The sequence below is a fragment of the Arthrobacter sp. SDTb3-6 genome, from assembly GCF_013376095.1.
Taxonomy (GTDB): domain Bacteria; phylum Actinomycetota; class Actinomycetes; order Actinomycetales; family Micrococcaceae; genus Specibacter.
Map to the genome: position 1 here is coordinate 134,616 of NZ_JAAMFN010000006.1, position 25,243 is coordinate 159,858.

Annotated in this window: 22 protein-coding genes; 3 read left to right on the plus strand and 19 right to left on the minus strand. The window is 67.9% G+C overall.

The genetic code is table 11. The features are described from left to right. Positions 1-34 precede the first annotated feature (34 nt). Together G6035_RS04970 and G6035_RS04975 are read left to right on the plus strand one after the other, a co-directional pair. The gene (locus tag G6035_RS04970; protein ID WP_176615961.1) at positions 35-970 is read left to right on the plus strand and encodes an SPFH domain-containing protein; all 936 of its coding nucleotides are present in this window, start codon (positions 35-37) and stop codon (positions 968-970) included. 237 nt (positions 971-1,207) lie between these two features. Beyond that, positions 1,208-1,549: an RNA polymerase-binding protein RbpA gene (locus G6035_RS04975; RefSeq protein ID WP_176615962.1), complete on the plus strand. Its 342-nt coding sequence runs from the start codon at positions 1,208-1,210 to the stop codon at positions 1,547-1,549. Between the two features lie 106 nt (positions 1,550-1,655). On the opposite strand, the gene G6035_RS04980 is transcribed toward G6035_RS04975, so the two are convergent. The 18 genes from G6035_RS04980 to G6035_RS05065 all read right to left on the minus strand — a co-directional run bounded on the left by G6035_RS04980 (position 1,656) and on the right by G6035_RS05065 (position 22,809). Further along, positions 1,656-2,384, minus strand: coding sequence for a polyprenol monophosphomannose synthase (locus tag G6035_RS04980; protein WP_176615963.1), 729 nt, complete (start codon positions 2,382-2,384; stop codon positions 1,656-1,658). A gap of 560 nt (positions 2,385-2,944) precedes the next feature. Next, positions 2,945-4,582 (minus strand): amidohydrolase, encoded by a 1,638-nt coding sequence (locus G6035_RS04985; RefSeq protein ID WP_176615964.1) that lies wholly within the window; start codon positions 4,580-4,582, stop codon positions 2,945-2,947. 82 nt (positions 4,583-4,664) lie between these two features. Beyond that, the gene (locus G6035_RS04990) at positions 4,665-7,529 is read right to left on the minus strand and encodes an RNA helicase (RefSeq protein WP_176615965.1); all 2,865 of its coding nucleotides are present in this window, start codon (positions 7,527-7,529) and stop codon (positions 4,665-4,667) included. Positions 7,530-7,625: 96 nt separating this feature from the next. After that, positions 7,626-8,414, minus strand: a complete 789-nt coding sequence (tatC, locus tag G6035_RS04995; protein ID WP_176615966.1) for a twin-arginine translocase subunit TatC — start codon at positions 8,412-8,414, stop codon at positions 7,626-7,628. A gap of 59 nt (positions 8,415-8,473) precedes the next feature. Next, entirely contained in the window at positions 8,474-8,758 is a 285-nt protein-coding gene (gene tatA, locus G6035_RS05000) for a Sec-independent protein translocase subunit TatA (RefSeq protein ID WP_176615967.1), read from the minus strand. A 22-nt stretch (positions 8,759-8,780) separates the two neighbouring features. Then, positions 8,781-9,113, minus strand: a complete 333-nt coding sequence (locus tag G6035_RS05005; protein ID WP_256884265.1) for a hypothetical protein — start codon at positions 9,111-9,113, stop codon at positions 8,781-8,783. Positions 9,114-9,161: 48 nt separating this feature from the next. After that, positions 9,162-11,258, minus strand: coding sequence for a WYL domain-containing protein (locus G6035_RS05010; RefSeq protein WP_176615969.1), 2,097 nt, complete (start codon positions 11,256-11,258; stop codon positions 9,162-9,164). Between the two features lie 151 nt (positions 11,259-11,409). Then, entirely contained in the window at positions 11,410-11,805 is a 396-nt protein-coding gene (locus tag G6035_RS05015; RefSeq protein WP_176615970.1) for an FKBP-type peptidyl-prolyl cis-trans isomerase, read from the minus strand. Between the two features lie 23 nt (positions 11,806-11,828). Further along, the gene (locus G6035_RS05020; RefSeq protein ID WP_176615971.1) at positions 11,829-12,785 is read right to left on the minus strand and encodes an FKBP-type peptidyl-prolyl cis-trans isomerase; all 957 of its coding nucleotides are present in this window, start codon (positions 12,783-12,785) and stop codon (positions 11,829-11,831) included. A 164-nt stretch (positions 12,786-12,949) separates the two neighbouring features. Further along, positions 12,950-14,323, minus strand: a complete 1,374-nt coding sequence (gene pafA / locus G6035_RS05025) for a Pup--protein ligase (protein ID WP_176615972.1) — start codon at positions 14,321-14,323, stop codon at positions 12,950-12,952. 2 nt (positions 14,324-14,325) lie between these two features. Continuing rightward, complete coding sequence (prcA, locus tag G6035_RS05030; protein WP_176615973.1) at positions 14,326-15,060, minus strand: proteasome subunit alpha; 735 nt, start codon at positions 15,058-15,060, stop codon at positions 14,326-14,328. A gap of 2 nt (positions 15,061-15,062) precedes the next feature. Further along, positions 15,063-15,884 carry a proteasome subunit beta gene (gene prcB, locus G6035_RS05035; RefSeq protein WP_176615974.1) on the minus strand — a complete coding sequence of 274 codons (822 nt, stop codon included), beginning with the start codon at positions 15,882-15,884 and terminating at the stop codon, positions 15,063-15,065. A gap of 5 nt (positions 15,885-15,889) precedes the next feature. After that, positions 15,890-16,096, minus strand: a complete 207-nt coding sequence (locus G6035_RS05040) for a ubiquitin-like protein Pup (protein ID WP_176615975.1) — start codon at positions 16,094-16,096, stop codon at positions 15,890-15,892. 98 nt (positions 16,097-16,194) lie between these two features. Beyond that, positions 16,195-17,775, minus strand: coding sequence for a depupylase/deamidase Dop (gene dop / locus G6035_RS05045; RefSeq protein WP_176615976.1), 1,581 nt, complete (start codon positions 17,773-17,775; stop codon positions 16,195-16,197). Positions 17,776-17,789: 14 nt separating this feature from the next. Next, complete coding sequence (arc, locus tag G6035_RS05050; protein ID WP_176615977.1) at positions 17,790-19,583, minus strand: proteasome ATPase; 1,794 nt, start codon at positions 19,581-19,583, stop codon at positions 17,790-17,792. Between the two features lie 153 nt (positions 19,584-19,736). Continuing rightward, positions 19,737-20,804: a tRNA (adenine-N1)-methyltransferase gene (locus G6035_RS05055; protein WP_176615978.1), complete on the minus strand. Its 1,068-nt coding sequence runs from the start codon at positions 20,802-20,804 to the stop codon at positions 19,737-19,739. A 107-nt stretch (positions 20,805-20,911) separates the two neighbouring features. Further along, complete coding sequence (locus G6035_RS05060; RefSeq protein ID WP_176615979.1) at positions 20,912-22,063, minus strand: site-2 protease family protein; 1,152 nt, start codon at positions 22,061-22,063, stop codon at positions 20,912-20,914. Continuing rightward, positions 22,060-22,809: an HAD family phosphatase gene (locus G6035_RS05065; RefSeq protein ID WP_176615980.1), complete on the minus strand. Its 750-nt coding sequence runs from the start codon at positions 22,807-22,809 to the stop codon at positions 22,060-22,062. Before G6035_RS05065 ends, G6035_RS05060 begins: the two co-directional genes overlap by 4 nt. Positions 22,810-22,907: 98 nt before the next feature. On the opposite strand from G6035_RS05065, the gene G6035_RS05070 reads away from it, so the two are divergent. Further along, positions 22,908-23,798 carry a PAC2 family protein gene (locus G6035_RS05070; RefSeq protein ID WP_176615981.1) on the plus strand — a complete coding sequence of 297 codons (891 nt, stop codon included), beginning with the start codon at positions 22,908-22,910 and terminating at the stop codon, positions 23,796-23,798. Positions 23,799-23,838: 40 nt separating this feature from the next. Here the strand turns inward: G6035_RS05070 and mshC are convergent, their stop codons facing one another. Further along, positions 23,839-25,125 carry a cysteine--1-D-myo-inosityl 2-amino-2-deoxy-alpha-D-glucopyranoside ligase gene (gene mshC / locus G6035_RS05075; protein WP_176615982.1) on the minus strand — a complete coding sequence of 429 codons (1,287 nt, stop codon included), beginning with the start codon at positions 25,123-25,125 and terminating at the stop codon, positions 23,839-23,841. Between the last annotated feature and the right edge of the window lie 118 nt (positions 25,126-25,243).

Sequence of the window (25,243 nt, forward strand, 5' to 3'; positions counted from 1 at the left end):
CACGCATTCTTCACACAGAAAAAGAGGGGATTTCATGGGAGACGGAGCCGGAGCAATAGTTTGGCTGTTCGTAGTAGTTGTCCTGCTGATATTCGTCGTCATTGTCCTGGTCCGATCGGTGCGGATCATTCCGCAGGCCCGGGCCGGCGTCGTCGAACGGCTGGGCAAGTACCAGCGCACGCTCAATCCGGGCCTGACGGTCCTCATTCCGTTTGTGGACCGGTTGCTGCCGCTGCTGGACCTGCGCGAACAGGTGGTTTCCTTCCCGCCGCAACCGGTGATCACCGAGGACAACCTGGTGGTCTCCATCGACACCGTGGTGTACTTCCAGGTCACCGATCCCCGGGCGGCCACCTATGAGATTGCCAACTACATCCAGGCTGTGGAACAGCTGACCACCACCACCTTGCGTAACGTGGTGGGCGGGCTGAACCTTGAGGAGGCCCTGACCTCCCGTGACCAGATCAACGGCCAGCTGCGCGGCGTCCTGGACGAAGCCACCGGCCGCTGGGGCATCCGCGTCAGCCGTGTTGAGCTCAAGGCCATCGATCCGCCACTGTCCATCCAGGACTCCATGGAAAAGCAGATGCGTGCAGAACGTGACCGCCGTGCCGCCATCCTGACGGCGGAAGGCACCAAGCAGTCAGCCATCCTGACCGCGGAGGGTGAACGCCAGTCCTCCATCCTGAAGGCCGAAGGCGACGCGAAGGCGGCCATCCTGCGCGCCGACGGTGAGTCCCAGGCCATCCAGAAGGTCTTTGACGCCATCCACAAGGGAAACCCGACGCAGAAGCTGCTGGCCTACCAATACCTGCAGACACTGCCCAAGATTGCCGAAGGCAGCTCGAACAAGCTGTGGATCGTCCCCAGCGAGGTGGGCGAGGCCCTGAAGGGCATCGGCAACGTCCTTGGCGGCGCCGCGGCCGGCACGGACGACGCCGCCGACGTTGCCCGGGATGCCCTGCCGTAGGAAGACACCATCCGGCGCCGGCCGCACGGCCAAGCACGTATAATGGATGCTTGGCCGTGCGGCGTTTTGCCCGGCCTTATTTTTCTCGCTGCCCGGGTACCTGCGGAACATCTGCGCCCGGCAAAGCGTTGAAGCAATCAGAAAGATGGTTTTTTCGCTGTTTCCGCCCGGAGGCGGACGGCGGAAGCCAAGGCGCCGGTCGGGTTTGTCCGCCGGCATCAACATGAGGGAGAAGTCATGAGCGATCGTAGCTTGCGCGGCATGCGTCTGGGCGCGCAGAGCATGGAGACCGAGTCCGGCGTGGAGCCGGCCCCGCGGCAGCGCGTGGAGTACCGTTGCGCCGACGGCGAGCAGGTATTCGTGACGTTCTCTTCGGAGGCGGAGATTCCCGCCACCTGGGTGTCCAAGACGGGCAAGGAGGCGCTGCTCGTCAACGGCGAAGCGCCCGACACATCCAACGACAAGCCCGTCCGCACGCACTGGGACATGCTGTTGGAGCGCCGCTCCATTCCCGAGCTGGAGACGATCCTGGCCGACCGCCTCACGATCCTGCGCGAAAAGCGCGGCGAGAAGGTCTAGGCATCCGGCGGCGCCCTGCACCGCGGGGGGCCGTAAAACGCACGAGGGGCGGGCAATTTCGAGTCATCGAAACTGCCCGCCCCTCCTGCGTGGGTCGCGGTCCGGCCTAGGACCGCCCGGTGAGCTTGTGCCACCGGGCGCCCAGGCCCCACTTGGTCACATTGAGCATGGCCTCCTGTACAATGTTCCCGCTCATCTTTGACGCGCCAAACTCGCGCTCCACGAAGGTGATGGGAACCTCCACGACCCTCATGCCCTTTTGGCACACGCGCCAGAGCATGTCGACCTGGAAGCCGTAGCCCACCGAGTCGACCGCCGAGAGGTCCAGGGCCTCCAGGGTGGTGCGGCGGAAGGCCCGGTAGCCGCCGGTGATGTCCCGGACCGGGATGCCGAGCAGGATGCGCGAATACAGGCTGCCGCAGGTGGAGATCAACTTGCGGTGCAGGGGCCAGTTGACCACCTTGCCGCCGGGCACCCAGCGCGAGCCCAGCACCAGATCGGCCCCCTGCTCCAGGGCGTCCAGCAGCAAGGGCAGTTCCTCCGGCTGGTGGGAGCCGTCGGCATCCATTTCGACGAGGACGTCGTAGCCGGCATCCAGGCCCCAGGCAAAGCCCGCCAGGTAGGCGGCGCCGAGTCCTTCCTTGCCGGCCCGGTGGAGGACGTGGACCTGTGCGTCCGATGCCGCGAAGTCGTCGGCCAGGCGTCCGGTGCCGTCCGGGCTGTTGTCGTCGGCAATCAACACGTCAACGTGTGGCACGGCAGAGCGCAGCCGCGCCAGGGTCTTGGGCAGTGACTCAAGCTCGTTGTACGTGGGGATGATTGTCAGGACACGCAACACAGGTGCCTTTCCGTGGGAAACAGTGGGGTTGGACGGCGTCGGCGCCCACCGGAGCGGGCTGCCGGCAGGGTCCGCGGGCAAAGGCTGTCCGAAATTGACGATGCCGCAGCGGGCGGGGTGCCAAGTCCCCAGTATAGGCGACGGGCCGGGCGCTCCTGCAGCCCGGCGTCCGGCTGCGGTGCCCTCGGGCCAGGCCCGTGCGGTGTTCCGGGCTGGGGGGACGGAAAAGAGATAAGCCCACGCGCCTTCGGGCCAAGCCGGGCCGTGCCTGTGGGAAGCACCCCAGGTGGGTTCAATCGGCTTGTTTTCTACTGACGCGTGAACTTATCTCCCAAATGCCGGAAACAGGGCATGGCCAGCAAGCTGGCCCAAGCCGGGTCCGGCCGGGATCCCCCATCCGGGGTCGTCCGCTTCAATAAAAGCTAATTCCCGCCACGTCCGCTGTCAACACGGCCCTGACCTGCGGCGATCCGCGTCGCTGCAGGTCAGCGGCCTGCGCCGCGGGGCGGAAAGTTGCCCCACCACGGCGTGTCGCCTGCGGCCGGGCGTGGCGGCCGTCAGCTGAAGTCCGGTGCCGCGAAGAGTTCGCGGCCGCGGTGCACCGTCTGCAGGCAGCGGGGGGCGTTTTCCGTGTCGAGAGCCGGCAACAGGGGGGTGCCGGCGCGAGGGTCCGTGGACCAGGACTGCACCCGTTCATCGGCCACCTGGACCATGAGCTGGTCAATTTCCCAGACCGCGAAACTGGCGGGTGCACCGGGCGCCAGCTGGCCCAGCATGGGGTTGGAGCCGCGGGCGGCACGCCATCCGGCCCTCGTGTGCCCAATGAACGCGGCCCGGGCCGAGATGCGTTCGCCCGGCTGGTGGTGGTTCAGGGCCGCCTTGACGCTGGCCCAGGGGTTGAGCGGGGTGACGGGGGCGTCGGACCCAAAGCAGACCGGCACGCCCGCGGCATAGAACGCCGCCACCGGGTTCAGGCCGGCTGCCCGTTCCGCGCCCAGGCGCCGGGCGTACATGCCCTCGCCCCCGCCCCAGATGGCGTCAAAAACGGGCTGCACCGAGACAGTGACAGCGTGCCGGGCGAGCACCTCCATGGCGTCGGAATCGACCATTTCGGCGTGTTCAAAGCGGTGGCCGGCCGCACGGACCTTGTCCAGGCCGACGCGTTCGGCTGCCTTGATGAGACCCTCACAGGCGATCTCCATGGCACCGTCGCCAATGATGTGGAACCCGCCGGAGATGCCCAGCACGGAGGTGGCGGCCAGATGGTCGGCCACCTGCGTTGCGTCCAGGTAGGCCTGCCCGCAGCTGCCAGGGGCACCGGCGGAAAGGTCGGCATAGGGTTCGCGCAAAAAGGCGGAATGGGAGCCCAGTGAGCCGTCGATGTTCAGGTCCCCGGCGAGGCCCAGGACAGGGGTGCCCAGGGACGCGAGCAGCTCGCGGCCCTGCTCGACGCTGGAGACGGCCTGGCCCCAATACGGCAGGACCTCAGGCAGGGCCGACGCTGCGCCGTCGGCAGTCAGGGCCGCCAGCGAGGCGAGGTCGGCCGGGGACCCCACGTGGGGGGCGGCCATTTCCGCCAGGGCCACGTAGCCGTTGGCGGCGGCGTGGCGCAGTGCACGCTCCTGGACCGCCTGCAGGCCCGCGCCGTCCAGCGCCCGGGTGGCGGACCGGGCGGCGGCATGGGCCCCGCCGGTGACCAGCCCGGTGCCGTCCCAGCCCGGCAGCTGCGCCAGGCCGCACCGTTGGGCCAGGGCGCCGGAGACGACGGCTGAGTGGACGTCCACGCGTGCCAGGTACACCTCGCGGCCTCCCGTGGCCCGGTCCAGCTCCGCGGCCGTCAGCGGCCGCTGCACGGCCCAGTCGGAATCGTCCCAGCCGTGCCCGAGCACCGGGCCGGTGCTGCCTGCCGACGCTGCCGCCACCAGGTCCAGGGCCTGCTCCACGGACCGTGCCCCGGACAGGTCCACGGAGTCGAGGGCCAGGCCGCTCTCCGTGACATGGACATGGGAGTCCACGAACCCCGGGGTGATGAGCGTGCCATCGAGGTCCACGAGCCGCATCCGGTCGTCGAGCAGCGACGACGCAGCGTGTTCGGAGCCGACCCAGGCGACGGTGTCGCCGTCCACCAGCATGGCCGTCGCGAACGGGTCGGCGGCGCTGTAGACGGAACCGTTGCGGTACATGGTCAGAGACATGGGGAAAGTGTTCCTTTCGTAGGACGGGGCAAATCTGGACCGGGCGGGCCAGCACGGCACGGCAGGGGAAGGGGGACGCGCGCTAGTCGACCACGGTGGTGTACGCCACCACGCCGCGGCGGATCCGTTGGATGGCCTCAATGCACAACCGGGAGAAGCCCCGTTCCATTCCCGGCACCTTGGCCAGCTGGTCGAGCAGGTCCACCACCTGCTTGGTCCAGCGCACAAAGTCGCCGGCGGCCATGTCGGTGCCCCTGAGGGCGTCCTGAAGGCTGCGCGCCCGGGCCCACTTGTACATGGGCCACACCAATCCCAGCTCCGGTTCCGCCGTCAGGGGCAGGCGGTGCGTTTCCTCGGCGTCCTCCAGCACCGACCAGAGGCGCACCACGGACTCCACCGAGGTCTCCAGGCTGATGCTGGGCATCCTGGGCCGGGCCCCGCCGTCGTCGCGCTTGGCCGTGAACACCACGGTGGTGGCGAAGGCCGCCAGTTCGGCTGCGTCGAGGTCGGCAAAGGCGCCGTCACGCAGCGCCAGGGCGATCAGCAGGTCCTTCTCGCCGTACACGCGCCGCAGCCGTTGGCCGTCGGCGCTGGGACGCAGCTCCCCGGCGTCGTCCCGCTCCACGAAGCCGTAGGCGGCCAGCAGCTCGGTGACCCGGTCAAAGGTCTTGGCGATGGTGTTGGTGCGCTGGTTAATGGCACGGACCAGCCCGTCGGTCTCGCGGCGCAGCTTCCACCAACGTTCGGCCCACCGGGCGTGCTCCTCCCGGTCCGGGCAGCCGTGGCAGGGGTGCGCACGCAGGGCGCGGCGCAGGGTGTCGATGGCTTCGTCGTCGGCGTGGGCCGACGGCTGCCGGCTGAAGGAGGCTGTCCGGTCCGGGGGCAGGGTGCCGCCGCCGGCCACGGCGTCGAGCAGCTGCTGGGCCAGGTTCCGGCGGTCCTTGGGCAGCTTGGGGTTGAAGCCCTTGCCGATGCGCACGCGCGCCAGCGGCAGGGCGGGCCCCTCCAGCTCGTGGATGCCCAGGCGCCGCAGTTCCTTGTTGGCCGTGAGGATGCCGGGGCGCGGTTCGCGGGCCTGCGGATCGGCCTCAAGCACGACGGCGGGACCCGGGTTGGGCCCTGCCGGCACCATGATCACGTCCCCGGGACGCAGCGTGGCCAGGGACTCCGCAACCCGGGCGCGGCGCTGTTTGGCCTTGGCCCGGGAAGCGCCGGACTCGTGGTCGGAGAGTTCGCGGCGCAGCTTGGCGTATTCGTTGAAGTCGCCGAGGTGGCAGGCCATGGCCTTTTCGTAGCCGGCCAGGGATTCCTCGCGGCGCCTGACCTGCCGGGCCAGGTCCACGACGGAGCGGTCCGCCTGGAACTGGGCGAACGAGGACTCGAGGATCTCCCGTGTGCGGCGGCGGCCGAATTGGGCCACCAGGTTGATGCTCATGTTGTAGGTGGGGCGGAAGCTGGAATTGAGCGGGTAGCTGCGGCGTGAGGCCAGCCCGGCGACGGCCGTGGGGTCGGTGCCCGGCTGCCACAGGACCACCGCGTGGCCCTCCACGTCGATCCCGCGCCGTCCGGCGCGCCCGGTCAGCTGGGTGTACTCCCCCGCGGTGATCCCGACGTGGGCCTCGCCGTTGAACTTTTCCAGCTTTTCCAGCACCACGGTGCGGGCCGGCATGTTGATGCCCAGGGCCAGGGTTTCGGTGGCGAACACCGCCCGGACCAGCCCGTCGGCGAACAGCGACTCCACCACCTCCTTGAAGCTGGGGAGCATGCCGGCATGGTGGGCGGCCAGGCCGCGGAGCAGCCCGTCACGCCAGGCCCAGTACCCCAGTACCTCCCGGTCCGAATCCGGCAGTTCCGCGCACGCGGAGTCGACACGGTCCGCAATTTCCGCGCGCTCCGCCGGGGTGGTGAGCCACAAGCCGGCGGCTGCGCACTGCTGGACGGCGGCGTCGCAGGCGGCGCGGGAAAAGATGAAGGTGATGGCCGGCAGCAGCTCGCGGCTGTCCAGGGCCCGGATCACCTGCGGCCGCGAGGCACGCTTGACCATGCCGCCGTCGGACGCGAACGCCGAGGCGCCCTGCCCGCCGTACCGTCCGTCGCGGCGGTCGCGGCGGCCCGGCCGGGAACCGTAGCTGCCGCGGTGCGGCCGGCCCGATTCGCTGCGGGCCAACTTGAGCAGTTCCGGGTTGACCTTGAAGCGGCCGGTGGCGTCGGTGCCCGGCCCAAGCTCGGCGGCAATCTCGTCAAAGGACTTGTTCGTGGCAAACAGGTCCACAATGTCCCGCTGGACCATGACGTGCTGCCACAGGGGCACGGGGCGGTGTTCGGAGACCACCACCGCGGTGTCACCGCGGACAGTGCCCAGCCAGGCACCAAATTCCTCGGCATTGGAAACGGTGGCGCTCAGCGAGACGACGGCCACCTCGGCGGGGAGGTGGATGATCACTTCCTCCCACACGGCACCGCGGAACCTGTCGGCCAGGTAGTGGACCTCGTCCATGATGACGAACGCCAGCCCGGACAGCGTATCCGAGTCCGCGTAGAGCATGTTGCGCAGCACCTCGGTGGTCATGACCACCACCGGGGCTTCGGAGTTGATGCTGGTGTCCCCCGTCAGCAGCCCCACGTTTTTGGCCCCGTACTTGTGGGCCAGCTCCTGGTACTTCTGGTTGCTGAGGGCCTTGATGGGGGTGGTGTAAAACGCCTTGTTGCCCTGGGCCAGTGCCAGGTGGACGGCAAACTCGCCCACAATGGTCTTCCCGGCGCCCGTGGGGGCCGCCACCAGGACGCCGCGGCCCGCAGCCAGGGCACGGCACGCCTCGATTTGGAAGGGGTCAAGCCCAAAGTCAAAGCCCTGCTTGAACGCACCAAACTCGGTGCCGGCATCTGCGGAGATCAGCTTTGCGGCCGCATAGCGTTCGGCGGGCGTTGCGGGTTCGTTCATCGGCATGGATCCAGCCTATGCCAGCCCGGGCCCTGTCCATGCCGCGGCGGCCCCGCCCGGGGCGGGGCTGCCGCAACGGTAGGTCCGGCAGTGTTGGCGGGGTCAGTCGAGTTCCGCGAGCGGCTTGGCCGTGTCCGCCGTGGCCTCGGTTTCGGCCGCAATCTTGGCGTTCCGCCGGTCGCGGCGCTTGTCGTTGAGCATGCACAGGCCGATGGCGCCGAAATACAGCACCAATAGCGGGATCGCCAAAAAGAACATGGACATGACGTCCGAGCCGGGGGCGGCCATGGCGGAGACGATCGTGACGCCCAGGATGGTGAAGCGCCAGGCCTTCAGGTAGGTGGCGCCACGGACCAGGCCAATGGCGTTGAGTGCAAACAGGAGCACGGGAACCAGGAACGCCACGCCCATGAACAGCATCAGCTGCAGGGCAAAGCGCAGGTAGTCCAGGGAGTCCAGGATGTTTGACCCGCCTTGCGGCGTGAAGGACGTCATGGCGCGGACGATGTTGGGCCAGATCAGCCAGCCGGCGTAGATGCCGGCCAGGAAGAGCGGCACGGAGGCGGCCATGTAGGAAAGCGTGTACCGCCGTTCCTTTTTGGTCAGCCCCGGGGTGATGAAGGCCCACAGCTGGTAGATCCACACCGGGGAGGCAATGACAAGACCCAGGATGAGGGCAATCTGCAGCTTCAGGTCAAAGGAGGTGGTGACACCGGAGAAGTTGAGTGAGGCGACGATGCCCCGTTCGCGGCTGATGTCGCGCAGGGGCTGTGTCAGTGCTGCCATCAGGGGATCGTAGATGATCCACCCGATGACAACGCCGGGGAGCATGGCAAGGGCACTCTTGAACAGCCGGTTCCGCGCCTCAACCAGGTGCTCCTTAAGCGGCATGCGGCCTTCAGGATTCGCTTTGCGGCCTTTCGGGGCGTTCACCGGCTCTGCAATGGTTTCTATGACTGGGCGCCGGTACCGGTGCCGGTACCCGTGCCTGACGTGCTGCCCGGCTGGGTCGGGTTGTTCACGATCTTGCCCTCAACGGGGGCTTCAGGGGCCGGGGCCGGGGCCGGCTTTTCTTCCTTGCCGTCGTTCTTCATTTCCTTGACCTCGGACTTGATGATCCGCATGGACTGTCCCAGGCTCCGTGCCATGCCGGGAAGTTTCGGGGCGGCAAAGAGCAGCACCACCACAATGATCAGGACAATAACTACAGCCGGGTTCTCAAATATTCTTCCCACGGTTAACGCCTTTCCTTTTGGTTCATCCTACGTCTTGAAGTGCTTTGATGTCGCGCAAGGATTGGAGCTGTCCGCGTTCTTTCCTGCGGGCGACGCGCTGTTGAAGCCGGGAAAATTGTCGGGCTTCCTTGGCCGCCAGATAATCATCCTTCATTTTTTCAGGCGTTGCAAAGACTGCCGCACCCGGGACGGTGCTGCGGGCTTCGCCCTTTTGCGCCTGTGCGGCCGCCTCCGAGCATTCGGCCCAATGCGTGCCCAGCTGCTCACCCACTTCGTTGACGGCATGCAGCGTCTTCAGCCCGTCCCGCCACACCTTCAGGCCCATGAGGACAACGAAAAGCAGGGCCAGCGCCACGAGCGCAACCCAAATCAAGATCCATGACCACCAAGGCATGTATTAAGTCTAGCGATATTTGCTGGATGTACCCGGCGCGTTTTCGCCCACAGCGTGATCCGGTTCATAGGCGGCCAGGGCTGCCGCGAGCCAGGACCCCACCTGCCGGCACACCGCTTCGGGGGCCAGCACGCGGGCATGGCCGCCCAGCCGGGCCATGAGCGGAGGAATGGTGGCGGAATCCGCCACCAGGATTTGCAGTCCGAGCAGGTCCTCCCGGCCGTTGCCGGGCTCGTGGAGCAGCCCGTCGTAGGCCGGGGCCAGGCGCCGAGCCGTGGCGGGGTCCGCCAGCAGGGAAACCAGGGCATCGGATTCACGGGGCATGTAGGCGCTCTGCGGCACCGCCGCCGGGTCGAGTGCCTCATGACCGGGCAGGTCATGTTCCTGCGGGCCGGCGGCTGCCAGGGACTGGATGTGGTCCACCCGGAAGTTGCGCAGCTCCCCCGCGTTGCGGCACCAGGCGCGCACGTACCAGGCGGAGTCAATCGAGAAGAGCCGGTGCGGCTCTATGGTCCGTTCCGTCAGCTCGTCCCGGCTGCGCACCAGGTAGGTGATGCGGGCCGCCGTCCGTTCCTGGATCATGGCCTGCAGCGCGGCGATGGTCTCCAGCTCGCTGCCGCCCACCAGGGCCAGTGCGACGGCGCCGGCCAGCCAGGCGTCCGGGCCGGCGACTTCGCGCACGGCCTCGATGGCGGTGGCCAGGGACGCGGCCTCGGCGCTGCCCGCCAGGGCGGTGAGCGCGTCCAGGCCGACCAGCAGCGCGCACGCCTCCTCCTGTGTCAGCCGCAGCGGGGCGGACAGCGTCTCGGCGTCGCGGATGTAGACGTGCCCCTGTTCCGTGAAGACATCCATGAGGTCCCCGTGCAGGTAGCCGGGAAGCCCCGTGACGCTGAGGGTGTCCAGGTCCCTTTTAAGCTGGTCCGTGCCGAGGTTGAATTCGGCGGCCAGCTCCGACTCGGGAATGCCGGGGTTGGCGACGAGGAAGGGGGCCATGGACAGCAGCCGCAGCAGGCGTTCGCGTGAATCGGCCTTTCCGCCGGGCAGCTGTCGAATCCTCGCGCCAAGGACCGGCGGCAGGGCAGCGGTGCCCTCGGGGCCCGGCGGGGTTTCCGCCGCGGCGGCCGCGGCCTGAAGGCGGCCGAGGACGGCCTGGCGCAGCGAAGGGGGGTCCTGGACCACGGCAACTGGACCAAGCGAGGCCAGGTCGTCGGCCATCAGCTCCGGTTCCCGGTACGGGACGGAGAGGATTTCGGTGCCCGGGCGCGTCCCCGGACCGGAAACAGTGGTTCCGTTCCGGCTGCGCAGGGAATGGGTGCCGCCTACGGGCACTTCAATGCGGGCCGTGGCCGGTTCGCCGGTCCCCAGGCCCTTGAGCACCTCGGCAATGGAAAACCCGGCCGGGCGTTCAAAGGTGCGTCCGGCGTCGACCGCCACCTCGGATTGGATGCGGGACAGCCGGAAATTGCGTGCCCCCGCACGGCCCTCGTCATAGCCGAACAGGTACCACTGGCCATATTTGCTGCCCAGCCCCCAGGGCTGGACGGTGCGGGTGGTGGTTTCCGCGGCACCCGCGGCGCGGTAGTCAAAGGTGGCCGGGCGGCTTTCGCGCAGCGCAGTCCAGAGCGGTTCGAAGGCGGGCTCGAGGGTGCGGACGCGGGCCTGGACGGTCGTGTCGTCGTCATACCAGCCCAGCCCCGCACGGGTGGCCACCTTGCGCAGCGCGGACTGCGCGGCGCCGCTGAAGGCGGCCCCGGTCCACAGGTTGGCGGCCACTGCCAGCATGGTCATGGCCGGCTCGTCGAGGCGGATCTCGGGCACCCGGTAGTCGGCCGGGTCGATCCGGTACAGGGTCTGCTCCTCGTCGTCGCCGTCGAAGCTGGTGGCGGTCCGGATGGGGATACCGACCTGCCGCAGCGTGTCCTTGTCCCGCTCAAACATGCGCTCGAAGGCCACCTGTTGTTTCGCCCCACCGGCGTTGCCCCCGGCGGCTGGTGCGTAGCCGTTCACGCGGTCACGGATGAATTTGCGGCTGCGCCCGCGGCGGCTGCCCAGCAGGGCGATGACCAGGTTGAGCAGGCGTTCCACCGAATCGATTTTCTTTGGCACCCCACCAGACTACTGGCTGGCGCGCCGCTCCCCCGCCCGTGGCCGTGCCCTGCCCTCAACAAAGCCCTGCCCTCAACAACGCCCTGCCCTCAACGACGCCGGCCCCCAAGCGGCAAGCTTGGGGGCCGGCGTCGTGCGTGGCACGCTGGGGTCAGCGCACGCCCACGAGGTCCACGACGAAGATCAAGGCTTCGTTGGGGCCGATGGCCGCGCCGGCCCCGCGTGAGCCGTAGGCCAGCTCGGAGGGGATCTCCAGGCGGCGGCGTCCGCCCACCTTCATGCCAATCAGGCCCTGGTCCCAGCCCTGGATGACCTGGCCGACGCCGGCGCGGAAGTCCAGCGGGGTGCCGCGGCCCCAGGAGGAGTCGAACTCCTCGCCGGTGGAAAAGGCGACGCCCACGTAGTGCGTGGAGACGGTGCTGCCGGGGACCACTTCGGTGCCGGTGCCCTCGATGAGGTCCTCAACGACCAGTTCGGTGGGTACCTCGTGGTCGGGGAAGTCGATTTCGGGCTTGGTGCGGTCGTAGTCGCGGGTACCAAAAGACATGGTGCTCCTTGGGGTTGGGTGGATTACTTCTTCGAGTCAATCTTAACAACAAACACCAGGGGGCCGCCGGGCTGGCCGGCCTGGGGTGAGTCGCCGTAGGCGAGGGACGCGGGAATGGTCAGCAGGACGGTGGAGCCGACCCGCTGGCCCGTCAGGCCCATGGTCCAACCCGGGATGACCTGCGCCAGGCTGAAGGAGGCGGCCGCCCCGCGGTCGTAGGCGGAGTCGAACTTCTTGGCGTCGGACCAGCTCCAGCCGGTGTACCAGGCGGAGATGGTGTCGGTACCCTTGATCACGTCGCCCTTGCCTTCGGTGAGGACCTGGACCGCAAGGTCGGCCGGTGCGGCCTTCTTCGGGATGGTGATGCTCGGGACGCCCTTGGCGTCAAACTTGGCCGTGGGCAGGCCGCCGGCCTTGGCCAGCTTGGCCACATCGCCGGAGCTCATGAGCTTGGCCGGATCCTTGGCACTGCTGATCTGGAAGACGCTCAGGCCGGCCGCGCGGGCCGGTTGGGCGGCCGAGGTGGACGACGCGGGGACGGCGGGCGTGGCGGGGGTGCCGTAGGCGATGTACGCGCCGACCTTGGCGGAGGTGAAGGTGGCGTAGACCAGCGGGAACTGGCTCTTGAAGGAGTCGCTGAGCGTGAGGGTGCTGCCGGTCGGCTTGCTGAAGTTTTCAACGACCGTCTTGCCCGTGGACGCGTCAAGGTCGATTTCATGGAACACCACGGTCTGCCCGTCCTTGACGGCGGCACCCGTGCCGTCCTTGAGCAGCCTCATGGACTCTGCGGTGATTTTCAGCGGCTTGGTGAAGCTGACCTTCGGCGCCTTGGCCTTGCCCTGGTCGGATACCGTGACCGAGGCCAATGCCTCGGCATGGGACGGCGGCACCGTGGCGGAGGCGCTCGCGGTGGGCGATGTCGATGCAGCCTGGGATCCGGCACCGCAGGCGGTCAGCAGAAGCAGGACGGGAAGCAGCAAGGCAAGAAGTCGGCGCAAGGAAGATACTTTCTTGTGGCAGGGGCGGAAGGGCAAACAGTGCAGCCCCGGCACATGCTGCGTGCCTGGGGCGGAACGCGCAACAAGCCTAACCGTCGAAGCTGGGGAAAAGCTGTCCGGACCGTTGCCGGCCGGACTCGGAGCCGTCAGTAGCCCGGCTTGAGGGAGGCGATGAGTTCGTCCACGCGTTCGTCGGTGTTTTGGAACGGGTCCTTGCACAGGATGGTCTGGTGGGAGCGGTCGTTGAGTTTCAGGTGGACCCAGTCCACCGTGTAGTCGCGGCCGGAATCGCGGGCGGCCTGGACAAAGCGGCCGCGCAACTGGGCCCGCGTGGTGGCGGGTGCCTCGTCGACGGCGCGGGCAATGGCCTCGTTGGTGGTGACCCGGGCGGCCGCACCGCGGCGCTCCAGCACGTTGAACAGGCCCCGCTCCGGGGAAATGTCGTGGTAGCGCAGGTCCAGCTGGGCCACGCTGGCGGAGCCGAGGTCAACGTCGTGCCGGGCGGCGTAGGCGCCCAGCAGCTTGAGCTTGATGGCCCAGTCGATTTCGGTGTCGATGGTGGCGTAGTCCTGCGTTTCGATCGCGTCCAGGGTGCGTTCCCACAATTCCAGGATGCGCGGCACCAGTTCGTTGTGGGCCCCGTGCGAGCGGACAAAGCCTGCGGCCTTCTCCAGGTAGTGGCGTTGGATCTCAATGGCGTTCATGGTGCGTCCGTCGGCCATTTTGACCGCGTGCTTGCCGGTGAGGTCGTGGGAGATTTCACGGATGCTGCGGATGGGGTTTTCCATGCGCATGTCCGTCATGATGGTGCCTGCCTCGATCATGCGCAGGATCAAGTCCACTGTCCCCACCTTGAGCATGGTGGTGGTCTCGGACATGTTGGAGTCGCCCACGATGACGTGCAGGCGACGGTAAAGTTCCGCGTCGGCGTGGGGCTCGTCGCGGGTGTTGATGATGGGCCGGGACCTGGTGGTGGCCGAGGAAACGCCTTCCCAGATGTGGTCCGCACGCTGCGAGAACGCAAAGTGCCCGCCCTGTTGGGGGCCCAGCACCTTGCCGGCGCCGGCGATCAGCTGGCGGGTCACCAGGAACGGAATGAGGATGTCCGCCACTCGGTTGAACTCGCCCCGGCGCGTGATCAGGTAGTTTTCGTGGCTGCCGTAGGAGTTCCCGGCGGAATCGACATTGTTCTTGAACAGGAAGATCTTGCCCGAATAGCCCTCGAGCGCAAGGCGTGACTGCGCCTCAGTGACGAGGTCGTGCAGGATCAGCTCACCGGCGCGGTCGTGGGTGATCAGCTGGGCCAGGCTGTCACACTCGGCGGTCGCGTATTCAGGGTGCGAGCCCACATCCAGGTACAGGCGTGAGCCGTTGGGCAGGAACACATTGGACGAGCGCCCCCAGCTGACCACTTTGCGGAAGAGGTAGCGGGCCACCTCTTCCGGTGAGAGCGGCCGCGAGCCCTGCGCCGAGTAGGCGATGCCAAATTCCGTTTCAATGCCGAAGATGCGCCGGTCCACGATTACGCCTTTCCGCTGGAGTTGAGGATCTGCCCGACGTCGGAGCCGGGCAGGCGGCGGAACGCCCGGTGAAGCCCGCGCACCTCGCGCACGGTGCGTTCAAGGACCGCCACTTCAAGGTTGGCCGGGCCAAGGGGCTCGGCCTCCTCTCCCTGTGCGGAGTTGGCCCGTGGCGCCCGGAGGGCGTCGACCGCCCAGGACAGGGCGAGGGCCAGCCCGGCGCCGGGCCGCCATGAATCGGCAAGCCGCTGCTGAACCACTTCCGCCTCGCCGCCCATCCCCAGGAAGCCGGGTTCGTCGGCAATCGAGCCGTCAAAGGTGAGCCGGAAGATGTGGTCCTGCGCCTGGGTGGGGCCCACTTCGGCCACGGCAAGTTCCACTTCGAAGGGCTTTTGCTCGGCGGTGAAGACGGCGCCGAGGCTTTGGGCGTAGACGCTGGCCAGGCCGCGGGCCGTCACGTCGGCGCGGTCGTACGAGTAGCCGCGCACGTCCGCGTAGCGCACCCCGGCCTGGCGCAGGCTTTCGAACTCGTTGTACTTGCCCACGGCGGCAAAACCGATCCGGTCATAGATCTCACCGATTTTGTGCAGCGTCGGTGAGGGGTTCTCGGCCACCAGGGCGATGCCTTCGGCGTAGCTGAGCACCACCACGGAACGGCCGCGTGCAATGCCCTTGCGGGCAAAGTCGGCACGGTCCTTCATGATCTGCTCCGGCGAAACATAGAACTGCTGTGCCATGCTCAGGCCTCCCTTCCCTCGGCGGTGCGCCGGTCCATGATGGCCTGCACCACGGGAGCCAGCGCCTCGGCGGAAACCCGGGTGGCGCCGTCGTCCGTCACCACATACACACTGGGCCACAGCTTGCGGACCAGGTCCGGGCCGCCCGTGGCGGAGTCGTCGTCGGAGGCGTCCACGAGGGCCTCGACGGCCACGGCCACGGCGCTGTCCCGGTCCATGTCCGGGCGCCAGAGCTTCTTCAGCGCGCCGCGGGCGAAGACGGAGCCCGAGCCCACGCTGTGGTGCTCAAGTTCGGCGTAGCGGCCGCCGGTGACGTCGTAGGAGAACAGCCTTCCGGATGATCCTCCCGCTTCGACGCCGGCAAAGAGCGGCACCACTGACAGGCCCTGCAGCGCCATGGGCAGGTTGGCCCGGATCATGGCGCCGAGCCGGTTGGCCTTGCCCTCCAGGCTCAGCTGCGTGCCCTCGATCTTTTCGTAGTGCTCCAGCTCCACCTGGAACAGGCGCACAATGTCAATGGCGATCCCGGCCGTCCCGGCAATGCCGAGCACCGAATAACGGTCCGCCGGGAACACCTTTTCAATGTGCCGGTTGGCGATCATGCTGCCCATGGTGGCACGCCGGTCCCCCGCCATCAGCACGCCGCCGGCGAAGGTCAGCGCCACGATGGTGGTCCCGTGCGGGGTCTCGGGCATCTGCCCGGCAGGCAGGCTGCGGCCAAAGGGCAGCAAGGCCGGATTGCTCGCGGTCACAAAATCAAGGAACGACGACGACGCCCCGGCGGCTTCCAGGAAGGGGACGGAACCCCTGTGGTGGGAGTCCATGGGCTCTACTGTCCGCCCTTTTGGACGAAGCCGCGCACAAATTCCTCCGCGTTCGTCTCCAGTACGCCGTCGATTTCATCGAGCAGGTCGTCAACGCCGGAGGTGGCTGCCTGCGCTGCGCCGGAATCAGGGGCGGGAGTGGGCAGCGGGGAATCCTCGAGCTGTTCTTCCTCGGTGCGGGAAGAGGTGTTCTTTTGTTCCTGGGAAGCCATGATGTGCCCTTCTGACTCGTAGCCGGTCCTTCCCTTCCATCCTGCCACGGCCGCCTGGAGATTGCGCCGTGTGGCACCGGCCGTGTTTGGCCGCTCTGCTAGCCGGCCCCGGCGAGCAGCCTGCCCAGAAATGTCTGCGCGTCCGGACTGGATTCAAAAAGCGCACCCGTCAGCTCCCTGGTGCCACGCAGCGGTTCCTTCGTGGGAACCCGCTGGAGGCGGCGCTGGGAGGGCAGTTCAAAGATGACCGAATCCCAGCTGGCCCCGGCCACGTTCGCCCCGTAGCGCTGGATGCACATGCCGCGGAAGTAGGCGCGGGTGTCCTGCGGCGGCTGCTCCACGGCACGGGCAATGTCCGCGTCACTGAGCAGCCGCTCCATGGCTCCGCGCTGCAGCAGCTTGTAGTACAGGCCCTTTTCCGGCCGGATGTCCGACCATTGCAGGTCGATGAGTGCCAGCCGCGGATCCTTCCAGTCCATGTTGTCCCGGGCCCGGTACTGCTGGAGCAGCTTGAGCTTCGCGACCCATTCAACCTGGGCGGCCAGGGACATCGGGTCGGTGCCCAGCCCGGTCAGCACCTGTTCCCACCGGGCCAGCACGTCCGCCGTGTGCCCGTCGCCCGTCTCCGGGTGGGAGGAACCGTTGGCGGCGGCGTGGGCCTTGGCCGCTTCCAAGTACCGCCACTGGATCTGCAGGGCCGTAAGGCTGCGACCGTTGGAGAGCGGGTGGGTCTTGGCCAGGCGCCAGTCGTGGCTGACGGCCCGCAGCGTCGCGACCGGGTCCGCCAGCTGCAGTTCGGGGGCCGTGCCATGTTCAATCATGTCCAGCACCAGCGCCGTGGTGCCGAACTTGAGGTAGTTGGAGACCTGGCTCAGGTTGGCGTCGCCGATGATCACGTGCAGGCGCCGGTACTTTTCCGAGGTGGCGTGCGGTTCGTCGCGGGTGTTGATGATGGGCCGGCGGATGGTGGTCTCCAGCCCCACCTCCGCCTCGAAGAAGTCGGCCCGCTGGCTGATCTGGAAGCCGCTGCCGGAGCCGTCCTGGCCGCGCCCCACCCTGCCGGCGCCGCAGATGAGCTGGCGGGTGGCGAAGAACGGGGTCAGCCCGGTGACGATGTCCCGGAAAGGCACCTGGCGCGGCATGAGGTAGTTTTCGTGGCTGCCGTAGGAGACTGACTTGTTGTCCGTGTTGTTTTTGTACAGGTTGACGGCCGGCAGCCCGGGCGTGGCGGCGATGCGCCGCACGGCGGCCAACGCCACGGCGTCCCCGGCGGCGTCCCAGCGGACGGCGTCGAGCGGGTTGGTCACCTCCGGGGAGGAATACTCCGGGTGGGCGTGGTCCACGTACAGCCTGGCCCCGTTGCCCAGCACCATGTTCATCATCAGCGGGCCCGGGTCGCGGCCGCCAGTCTCCCCGCCTTCGAGGGCAATCTGGGCCGCCGTCAGTTCAGGTTCGACGTCGGTCAGCTGGCTGGGGTGCGCCTCGTCCCGGGGCACCACCCAGCCGCGCGCATCCGCCAGGGGGTCCTCGTCGGTGTAGTCCCACCGGGTCTCCCCGCCCGCCGCGGCCCGGTGCCCCGTCTCCTGCGAATAGGCATGGACCACCTGGGTGGAGAGCCAGGTGGCGTTGAACGTGTTGGTCCCGGGGGTGTGGATGCCGTATTCGGTTTCCGCCCCCATGACCCGCACCGCGCTCACAGGTACTGGCCGGTGTTGCGCACCGTTTCCAGGGTCCGGCCCGGCTCCTGCCCGTCCTTGCTTTGGACGATGGTGCGGATGTAGGTGATCCGCTCGCCCTTCTTGCCGGAGATCCGGGCCCAGTCGTCCGGGTTGGTCGTGTTGGGCATGTCCTCGTGTTCGCGGAACTCGTCCACCACGGCGCGGAGCATGTGCTCGATCCGGATGCCCTTTTCCCCGTTCATGAGCAGGTCCTTGATGGCGTACTTCTTGGCCCGGTCCACCACGTTTTGGATGACGGCGCCGGAGTTGAAGTCCTTGAAGTACAGCATCTCGGTGTCGCCGTTGGCATAGGTGACTTCCAGGTATTCGTTGGACTTGTCCGTGGCGTACATGGCCTCCACGGTGCGCTGGATCATCGCGTCGACGGTTTGCTGCAGGCTGCCGTTGTTGGCTTCCACGTCAAAGTGGTGGAACGGCAGGCCGGTCGTGACGTACTTGGCGAAAATGTCCGCGGCGGCCTCGGCGTCGGGCCGGTTGATCTTGACCTTCACGTCCAGCCGGCCCGGGCGCAGGATGGCCGGGTCGATCATGTCCTCCCGGTTGGAGGCGCCGATGACGATGACGTTGTCCAGGCGCTCCACGCCGTCAATCTCACTGAGCAGCTGCGGCACGATGGTGGTTTCGACGTCGGATGACACGCCGGTGCCGCGGGTGCGGAACAGCGAGTCCATTTCATCGAAGAACACCACCACGGCACTGCCGTCGGAAGCCTTTTCGCGGGCGCGGCTGAAGATGAGCCGGATTTGGCGCTCCGTCTCCCCCACGTACTTGTCCAGCAGCTCCGGGCCCTTGATGTTCAGGAAGTAGCTCTTCTGGTCCTTGACGCCGGAGCGTTCGGCAGCCCGCTGGGCCAGCGAGTTGGCCACGGCCTTGGCGATGAGGGTCTTGCCACAGCCGGGAGGGCCGTAGAGCAGGATGCCCTTGGGCGCCTTGAGCCCGTGTTCGCGGTACAGGTCCGGGTGCAGGAACGGCAGTTCCACGGCGTCGCGGATCTGTTCAATCTGGGACGCCAGCCCGCCGATGTCCGCATACGAGATGTCCGGGACTTCCTCCAGGATCAGGTTTTCCACCTCGGAGCGCGGGATCTTCTCCAGCGCGTAGCCGGTCTTGCCCTCCACCGTCAGCGCGTCGCCCACCCGCAGCTTCTCCTCCTGAAGCGCTCCGGAAAGCCGCACCACGCGTTCCTCGTCCGAACGGCCGGTGACCAGGACCCGGTCGCTGCCGAGCAGTTCCTTGACCGTGACCACCTCGCCCACGCGCTCAAACCCCAGGCCGGCGATGACCGTGAAAGCTTCGTTGAGCAGCACTTCCTGGCCGACGCGCAGTTGCGCCAGGCGGACCAGGGGGCTGATCCCGACGCGCATCTTGCGCCCGGACGCGTACACGTCAACGCTTTCCTCGGTGACCGCCACGCCGGCCGCCGTGTCGGCGAGGCCCCTGCCGCTGCGGGGGTGCAGGGCCATGATGGTGCCAAAACCGTAGGGGGGCTGGCCGTCGTTCTCGAGGGCACTGCGAAGTTTCTGGATCTCGGTCTTGGCGGTCTCAAGCATGGCGACCAGCTTGGTGTTGTTTTGCGTGGCGGCGGAGAGCTGCCGGTCAAGGTTGCGGGCCTTGTCCCGGAGCACGTTGAGCTGGCGTTCCAGCACTGCCAGCTGGCCTGGGCCCGCCGTGTACGACGCCGGGAACGTCGAAGGTGCCGGCTGTTCCGCCCCGCCGGGGCCGGCCGGGGAGTTTGTTGCGTCGCTCATGGTGGTCTGGTCCTTCCGCAAGGAACTGGTGGCGGTGCGGCCGAAGGGCCGGCGCACCGCCGCTACGTACTGCAGTTCGCCCAATACTTCTACTACCGACCTTAGTGGCACCGGGCGCCGGCTGCAGCGTCGGCACCGGTGTTTGTGCCGGTTTCAGTCAGTTTCGCCCGTACCGGTCCTGCTCTTGGTGCGCTTGGTCTGCACGGTGGAGGCGGCATCGCGGGCGGCGCGGCGGAGCTTGCGGTCGGAGACGGCCCGTTCCCCCACGGCCTCGGGCGTCCAGTGGCTGAGGTCCTCCTCGCTGAATTCGGCCTTGGCCTTCTTCTTCAGGTTCAGCCCGGTGACGCCGTCGGCGAGCCTACGGGTGACCATCAGGAAGCCGGTGTGTGCCACCATGCGGTGGTCCGGGCGCACCGCCAGGCCTTCCAGGTGCCAGCCGCGGACCATGGATTCCCATGCGTCGGGTTCGGTGAACCGGCCGTCGGCGCGGATGGCCTCGGCGGTGCGGGAGAGCTGCGTGACGGTGGCGACGTAGTTCACCCAGACGCCGCCCGGTGCCAACACCGTGGCCACGGCGTCCAGGCACTCCCAGGGTGCCAGCATGTCCAGGACCACGCGGTCGATGCTGCCGGGGGCTTCCTGGGCCACCACCTGGTCCTGGAAGTCGCCGAGGGAGATTTTCCACGCCGGGTGCGGCCCGTCGAAGATGGTTTCCACGTTTCCGCGGGCAATGTCGGCAAATTCCTCGCGGCGTTCAAAGGAGTGCAGGTAGCCGGCATCGCCCACGGCGCGCAGCAGCGAAATGGACAGCGCGCCGGAACCGACGCCCGCCTCGACCACCCGTGCTCCGGGGAAGATGTCGCCCATGGTGATGATCTGGCCGGCGTCCTTGGGGTAGACCACGGCGGCCCCCCGCGGCATGGACAGGACAAAGTCGGAGAGCAGCGGGCGCAGGGCCTGGTACTGCTGCCCCACGTTGTTTTCCACCACGGAGCCTTCCACCTGGCCGATGAGGGAGTCGTGGTTCAGGAAGCCCTTGTGCGTGTGGTACGCCGTGCCGGGGGTCAGGGTGATGGTGTTCATGCGGCCGCGCTCGTCGGTCAGCTGCACCCGCTCACCGGCCCGGAACGGGCCCCGGCGTGAGGACGCACCGTGGGGCTGGTGGGACAGTGCCGTGGCGGCGGGGGCTGCGGTGCTGTACGAGGTGTCGCTCTGGCTCATGCGTGGGGTTTCCTAACGGGGTCTGCGTGCGGCAGTGGGTGTCGAGTCAAACAGGGAGGGACAGGGGCGGCCGGGCCGCGGCGGCGCAGCCTCATATGGCCGCCGGGCTATTTGCCGGTGATGGCGGCAACCACCTTCGTCTGGCTGAGCAGGCCTGTCACCCGGCCGTGGCTGTCAATGACGGCGTATTCGGTGTCCGGAAGCTGGGAAAGGTACTGGACCAGCTCGGCTCCCGAAGCGGTTTCGGGGACGTAGGCGCCTGGGGTCATGGTCCGGGCCACCGCATGGGCGGGTGTCTGGACTGCCGCGTGGGGCGGCACTGCGGCCAGGGCGTGTTCGTCAACGACGCCGGAGGGTCGGCCGTCCGCGGCGCACAGGACGATCGGTGCCTGCGGATACCGCGCGCGCAGGGTCCACAGCTGGGCCACGGTGCAGTTTTCGGCGGCGCTGACGGCCGGGGCCGCAAGGGCTCCGGCGGTGATGGCGGGCAGCCGGAGCCGGATGGCGGCGCCCTTGATGGCGGCGGAGGCCCCCATCCACAGGAACCCGGCCAGCAGGACCACGATGAAGGAGGTGGTCAGGTCCGGTGCCGAACCCTGCAGGTACGGCACCACCAGGACGCCGGCCACGATGAGCACCACAATGATGCGTCCGGCCCAGCCGGCTGCCACGGTGCCCTTTTCCTGGTTGCCCGTGGCTTTCCAGACGATGGATTCCACCAGCCGGCCGCCGTCCAGCGGCAGGCCCGGCAGCACGTTGAAAATGCCGATCAGCAGGTTCGCCCAGATGAAGATGTTGGCCAGCAGCAGCACCACCGCTCCCGTGAGGGACGTCGGGTGGGACGCAGCCAGTTGCAGGGGCCATGCCAGGGCGGCCAGGACAAAGTTGGAGGCGGGGCCGGCGAAGGCAACGACAAGGGCACGCCCGGGCGTGGCCTTGGTGAAGTCGAACTCGGTGTGTCCGCCCCACAGGTTCAACACGATCTTGTGGGTGGGCCAGCCGTACAGTTTGGCGGCGAGGGCGTGGCTGAGTTCGTGGATGAACACCGAGAACAGCAGCAACAGGGCATAGGCAAAGGCCACCAGGTAGACGCCGGCGCCGAGGGTGGGAAACCCGTGCGAGAGCTGCGGGCCGAAGACAATGACCGTGAAGGCGGCGATCAGGAACCAGGAATTGGCAAGGATCACGGGGGTGCCGCCCACTGAGCCCAGGACTATGCCTTCGCGGCGGGGCTTTTTGGCCGTGGCGTGGGAGCTCATGCGTCGCCCCCTGCCATGCCGGCATGGGCAGCCAGGACTGCTGCGACGTCATCGCAGGTCTTCCCGGCCAGGGTCTGCCAGGTGGTGCGCCGGGGGTCCTCAGGCAGCGGGACAACGTGCGGGATCGCAATGGTGGGCACGTTCGCTGCCATGGCGGAGGCGGTGCCGGGGATGGAGTCTTCCAGTGCAACACAGTTCTCCACCGTCAGCCCCGGATCGCCGGCACGCAGCCGCTCGACGGCGGTCAGGTACGGTTCGGGGTGCGGCTTGCCGTGTGCCACCTGGTCCCCCGTGACGAGGAATTCAAAGTAGGGCGCGTCGAGGGCGTCGACGATTTCCTGCGCGAGCGGGCGCTCGCTCATGGTCACGAGCACGCACCGCACGCCGCGCCCATGCAGCCCGGCCAGCAATTGGCGGGCCCCGGGACGCCACGGCACCTGCTTCCGGATGCCGGCCGAGACGCTGCCGGAGAGCTGGTCGACGATCTCGCGGATGGTCAGGTCAACGCCCATGTCCTGGAAGATCGCGGCCGAGGTTTCCAGTGCGTTGCCCACCATGGAAGTGGCAAGCTTTTCATCCCAATGTCCGCCGTGCGCGGTCACCAGTTCGATCTCCGCCGCGATCCAATAGGGCTCGGTGTCAACGAGCGTGCCGTCCATGTCCCAGAGGACGGCCTTCAGCGCAGGGGCCGCGGAGGGAGCCGGGACGGTGCGTTCTTGCAGGGCGGAGTCGACGGGTAAATACATGCTTCCAGTCTACGTGGGTTGCCGAAGGTTAATATTTGCGTCCGCACCGCCACGCGGTGTCCGGTGGCGGAAATCGCAGCGGGACGTAGGCTGGAGACGTGAGTAGCGAGAACAGCACCCCAGCCGCAGACAACCACCGCCTGCTTGGCCCCGCGGCCGACGGCGGGCGGGTCACCGTGCTCCTGGCCGCGTTCGAGGGCTGGAACGACGCCGGTGAGGCGGCCAGCGACGCGCTCAAGTACCTGCACCGGCTGTGGGGCGCCAAGCGGGTCTTTGTCATCGAGCCGGATGAATACTACGATTTCCAGTTCACCCGGCCCGAGGTGCGGCACACCTCAACGGGGGCGCGCAGAATCAAGTGGCCCGTCACCAAGATCGCCAAGGCCTCCATCCCCGGCACGGATGTCGATGTCATCTTCGTGCACGGCGTGGAACCCTCCTACCGCTGGCGGGCCTACACGGCCGAGCTGCTGGCCAAGGCCTCGGAGCTGGGCGTGGACTATGTGGTCCTGGTCGGGGCGCTCCTGGCCGATGTCCCCCATTCGCGCCCCATTCCCGTCACGGCCACCTGCGACGACGACGAGCTGCGCGAGCGGCTGGGCCTGGAAGCGAGCCAGTATGAGGGGCCCGTGGGCATTGTGGGGGTGCTCAACGAGGTGTCGCTGCTGGCCGGGCTCCCCACGGTTTCGCTGTGGGCGGCCGTGCCGCACTACGTGGCCCAGGCGCCCTCCCCCAAGGCGGAACTGGCCCTGCTGAACAAAATTGAGGATTTCCTCCAGGTCTCGCTGCCCACCTCCGAACTGGCGGACGACGCCCAGGCCTGGGAACGCGGCGTCAACGACCTGGCCGCCGGCGACCCGGAAATCGCCGCCTACGTCCGCCAGCTTGAGGACGCCAAGGATACCGAGGACCTGCCCGAGGCGACCGGTGAATCGATCGCCAAGGAGTTTGAGCGCTACCTGCGCCGGCGCGGGCGCGACCAGGGCTGATTTCCCCCCCGCAGTGGGGCCGGGGCGGGGCCCGACGGTTCTAGAGCTCCACGCCGAGGAGGGCCTCCACGGCGTCGGAGACCAGGGCCGCGTCCCGTTCGCAGCACTGCTGTTCCCCGGCGAGTGCCTGGCCCGCCCAATGGTCGATGGCGGCCAGCGCCCGGGGTGCGTCGAGGTCGGCGGCCAGGGCGGCCCTGATTTCGCCGAGCAGTGCGGTGGCCGTGCCTTCCGGGGCGGCCTCCATGGCCTTGCGCCAGGTGGCGAGCTGCCGCTGTGCGTTGGCCAGCAAGGCGTCCGTCCAGCACCAGTCCGAGCGGTAGTGGTTGGCCAGGATCGCCAAGCGGATGGCTGCCGGTTCGACCCCCTGCTCCCGCAGCTTGGAGACGAGCACCAGGTTGCCCTTGGACTTGCTCATCTTTTCCCCGTCCAGGCCCACCATGCCGGTGTGGGCGTAGTGGCGGGCCATGGGCACATGGCTGATGGCGAAGGCGTGGCCGGCGCCCATTTCATGGTGCGGGAAGACGAGGTCGGAGCCGCCGCCCTGGACCGTGAACGGCTCGGGCAGGAAGCGTTGGGCAATGACGGTGCATTCGATGTGCCAGCCCGGCCGGCCAGGGCCCAAGGTTGCCCCGTCCCACTGGGGCTCGCCGTCGCGGGCCACGCGCCACAGCAGTGCGTCAAGGGCATGCTTCTTGCCGGGCCGTTGAGGGTCGCCGCCGCGTTCGGCAAAGACGGGAAGCATTTCCTCCTCCGTCAGCCCGGACACCTGGCCCAGCCACCAGGGCCCGTCAATCCCGCCACGGTCCGTGGCGGCGGAGGCGGCAGCAACGTCGAAGTACACGTCCCCGTCCGGCTCGCCGCCCGATCCGGCGACCCGGTACGCCAGCCCGTCTTCGACGAGTTCCTCGATCTGCGGCACAATCCACTCGATGGCCTCCACGGCCCCGATGTACTGGTTGGGGGCCACCACGTTCAGCGCTTCCATGTCCGCGTGGAACAGGGCGGTCTGTTCCAGCGCGAGGTCGCGCCAGTCAACGCCGTCGCGGGTGGCCCGTTCCAACAGGGGGTCGTCCACGTCGGTGACGTTTTGGACGTAGCTGACGGAGCGGCCCGCGTCGCGCCAGGCCCTGTTGAGGAGGTCGAAGGCCACATAGGTTGCTGCGTGGCCCATGTGGGTTGCGTCGTACGGGGTGATGCCGCAGACGTAGAGGCTGGCCTGGTCCCCGGAAGGCAGCGCAGTGACCCGATTGGCGCTTGTTTCGTGGAGAAAAAGCTCGGGCATGGTGCCGGGAAGTTCAGGAACAGGACGGGATTTCCAAGTTTTCACATGCTCCAGCCTACTGCCCGAGGGGCCCCGAACGCGCGAAGCGTGTTTGGGGAGGGCAGGAGGCGCTACCGCCCGCTTGCCCCCGAACGCGCGAAGCGTGTTTGGGGAGGGCGGGAGG

Bases quoted from the DNA above. Each gene is read 5' to 3' on its own strand.
- G6035_RS04970 (WP_176615961.1), top strand. From the start codon at position 35: ATGGGAGACGGAGCCGGAGCAATAGTTTGGCTGTTCGTAGTAGTTGTC.
- G6035_RS04975 (WP_176615962.1), top strand. From the start codon at position 1,208: ATGAGCGATCGTAGCTTGCGCGGCATGCGTCTGGGCGCGCAGAGCATG.
- G6035_RS04985 (WP_176615964.1), bottom strand. From the start codon at position 4,582: ATGTCTCTGACCATGTACCGCAACGGTTCCGTCTACAGCGCCGCCGAC.
- G6035_RS04990 (WP_176615965.1), bottom strand. From the start codon at position 7,529: ATGCCGATGAACGAACCCGCAACGCCCGCCGAACGCTATGCGGCCGCA.
- tatC (WP_176615966.1), bottom strand. From the start codon at position 8,414: ATGCCGCTTAAGGAGCACCTGGTTGAGGCGCGGAACCGGCTGTTCAAG.
- G6035_RS05015 (WP_176615970.1), bottom strand. From the start codon at position 11,805: ATGTCTTTTGGTACCCGCGACTACGACCGCACCAAGCCCGAAATCGAC.
- prcA (WP_176615973.1), bottom strand. From the start codon at position 15,060: ATGGCACAGCAGTTCTATGTTTCGCCGGAGCAGATCATGAAGGACCGT.
- prcB (WP_176615974.1), bottom strand. From the start codon at position 15,884: ATGGACTCCCACCACAGGGGTTCCGTCCCCTTCCTGGAAGCCGCCGGG.
- G6035_RS05040 (WP_176615975.1), bottom strand. From the start codon at position 16,096: ATGGCTTCCCAGGAACAAAAGAACACCTCTTCCCGCACCGAGGAAGAA.
- dop (WP_176615976.1), bottom strand. From the start codon at position 17,775: ATGGGGGCGGAAACCGAATACGGCATCCACACCCCCGGGACCAACACG.
- arc (WP_176615977.1), bottom strand. From the start codon at position 19,583: ATGAGCGACGCAACAAACTCCCCGGCCGGCCCCGGCGGGGCGGAACAG.
- G6035_RS05055 (WP_176615978.1), bottom strand. From the start codon at position 20,804: ATGAGCCAGAGCGACACCTCGTACAGCACCGCAGCCCCCGCCGCCACG.
- G6035_RS05060 (WP_176615979.1), bottom strand. From the start codon at position 22,063: ATGAGCTCCCACGCCACGGCCAAAAAGCCCCGCCGCGAAGGCATAGTC.
- G6035_RS05065 (WP_176615980.1), bottom strand. From the start codon at position 22,809: ATGTATTTACCCGTCGACTCCGCCCTGCAAGAACGCACCGTCCCGGCT.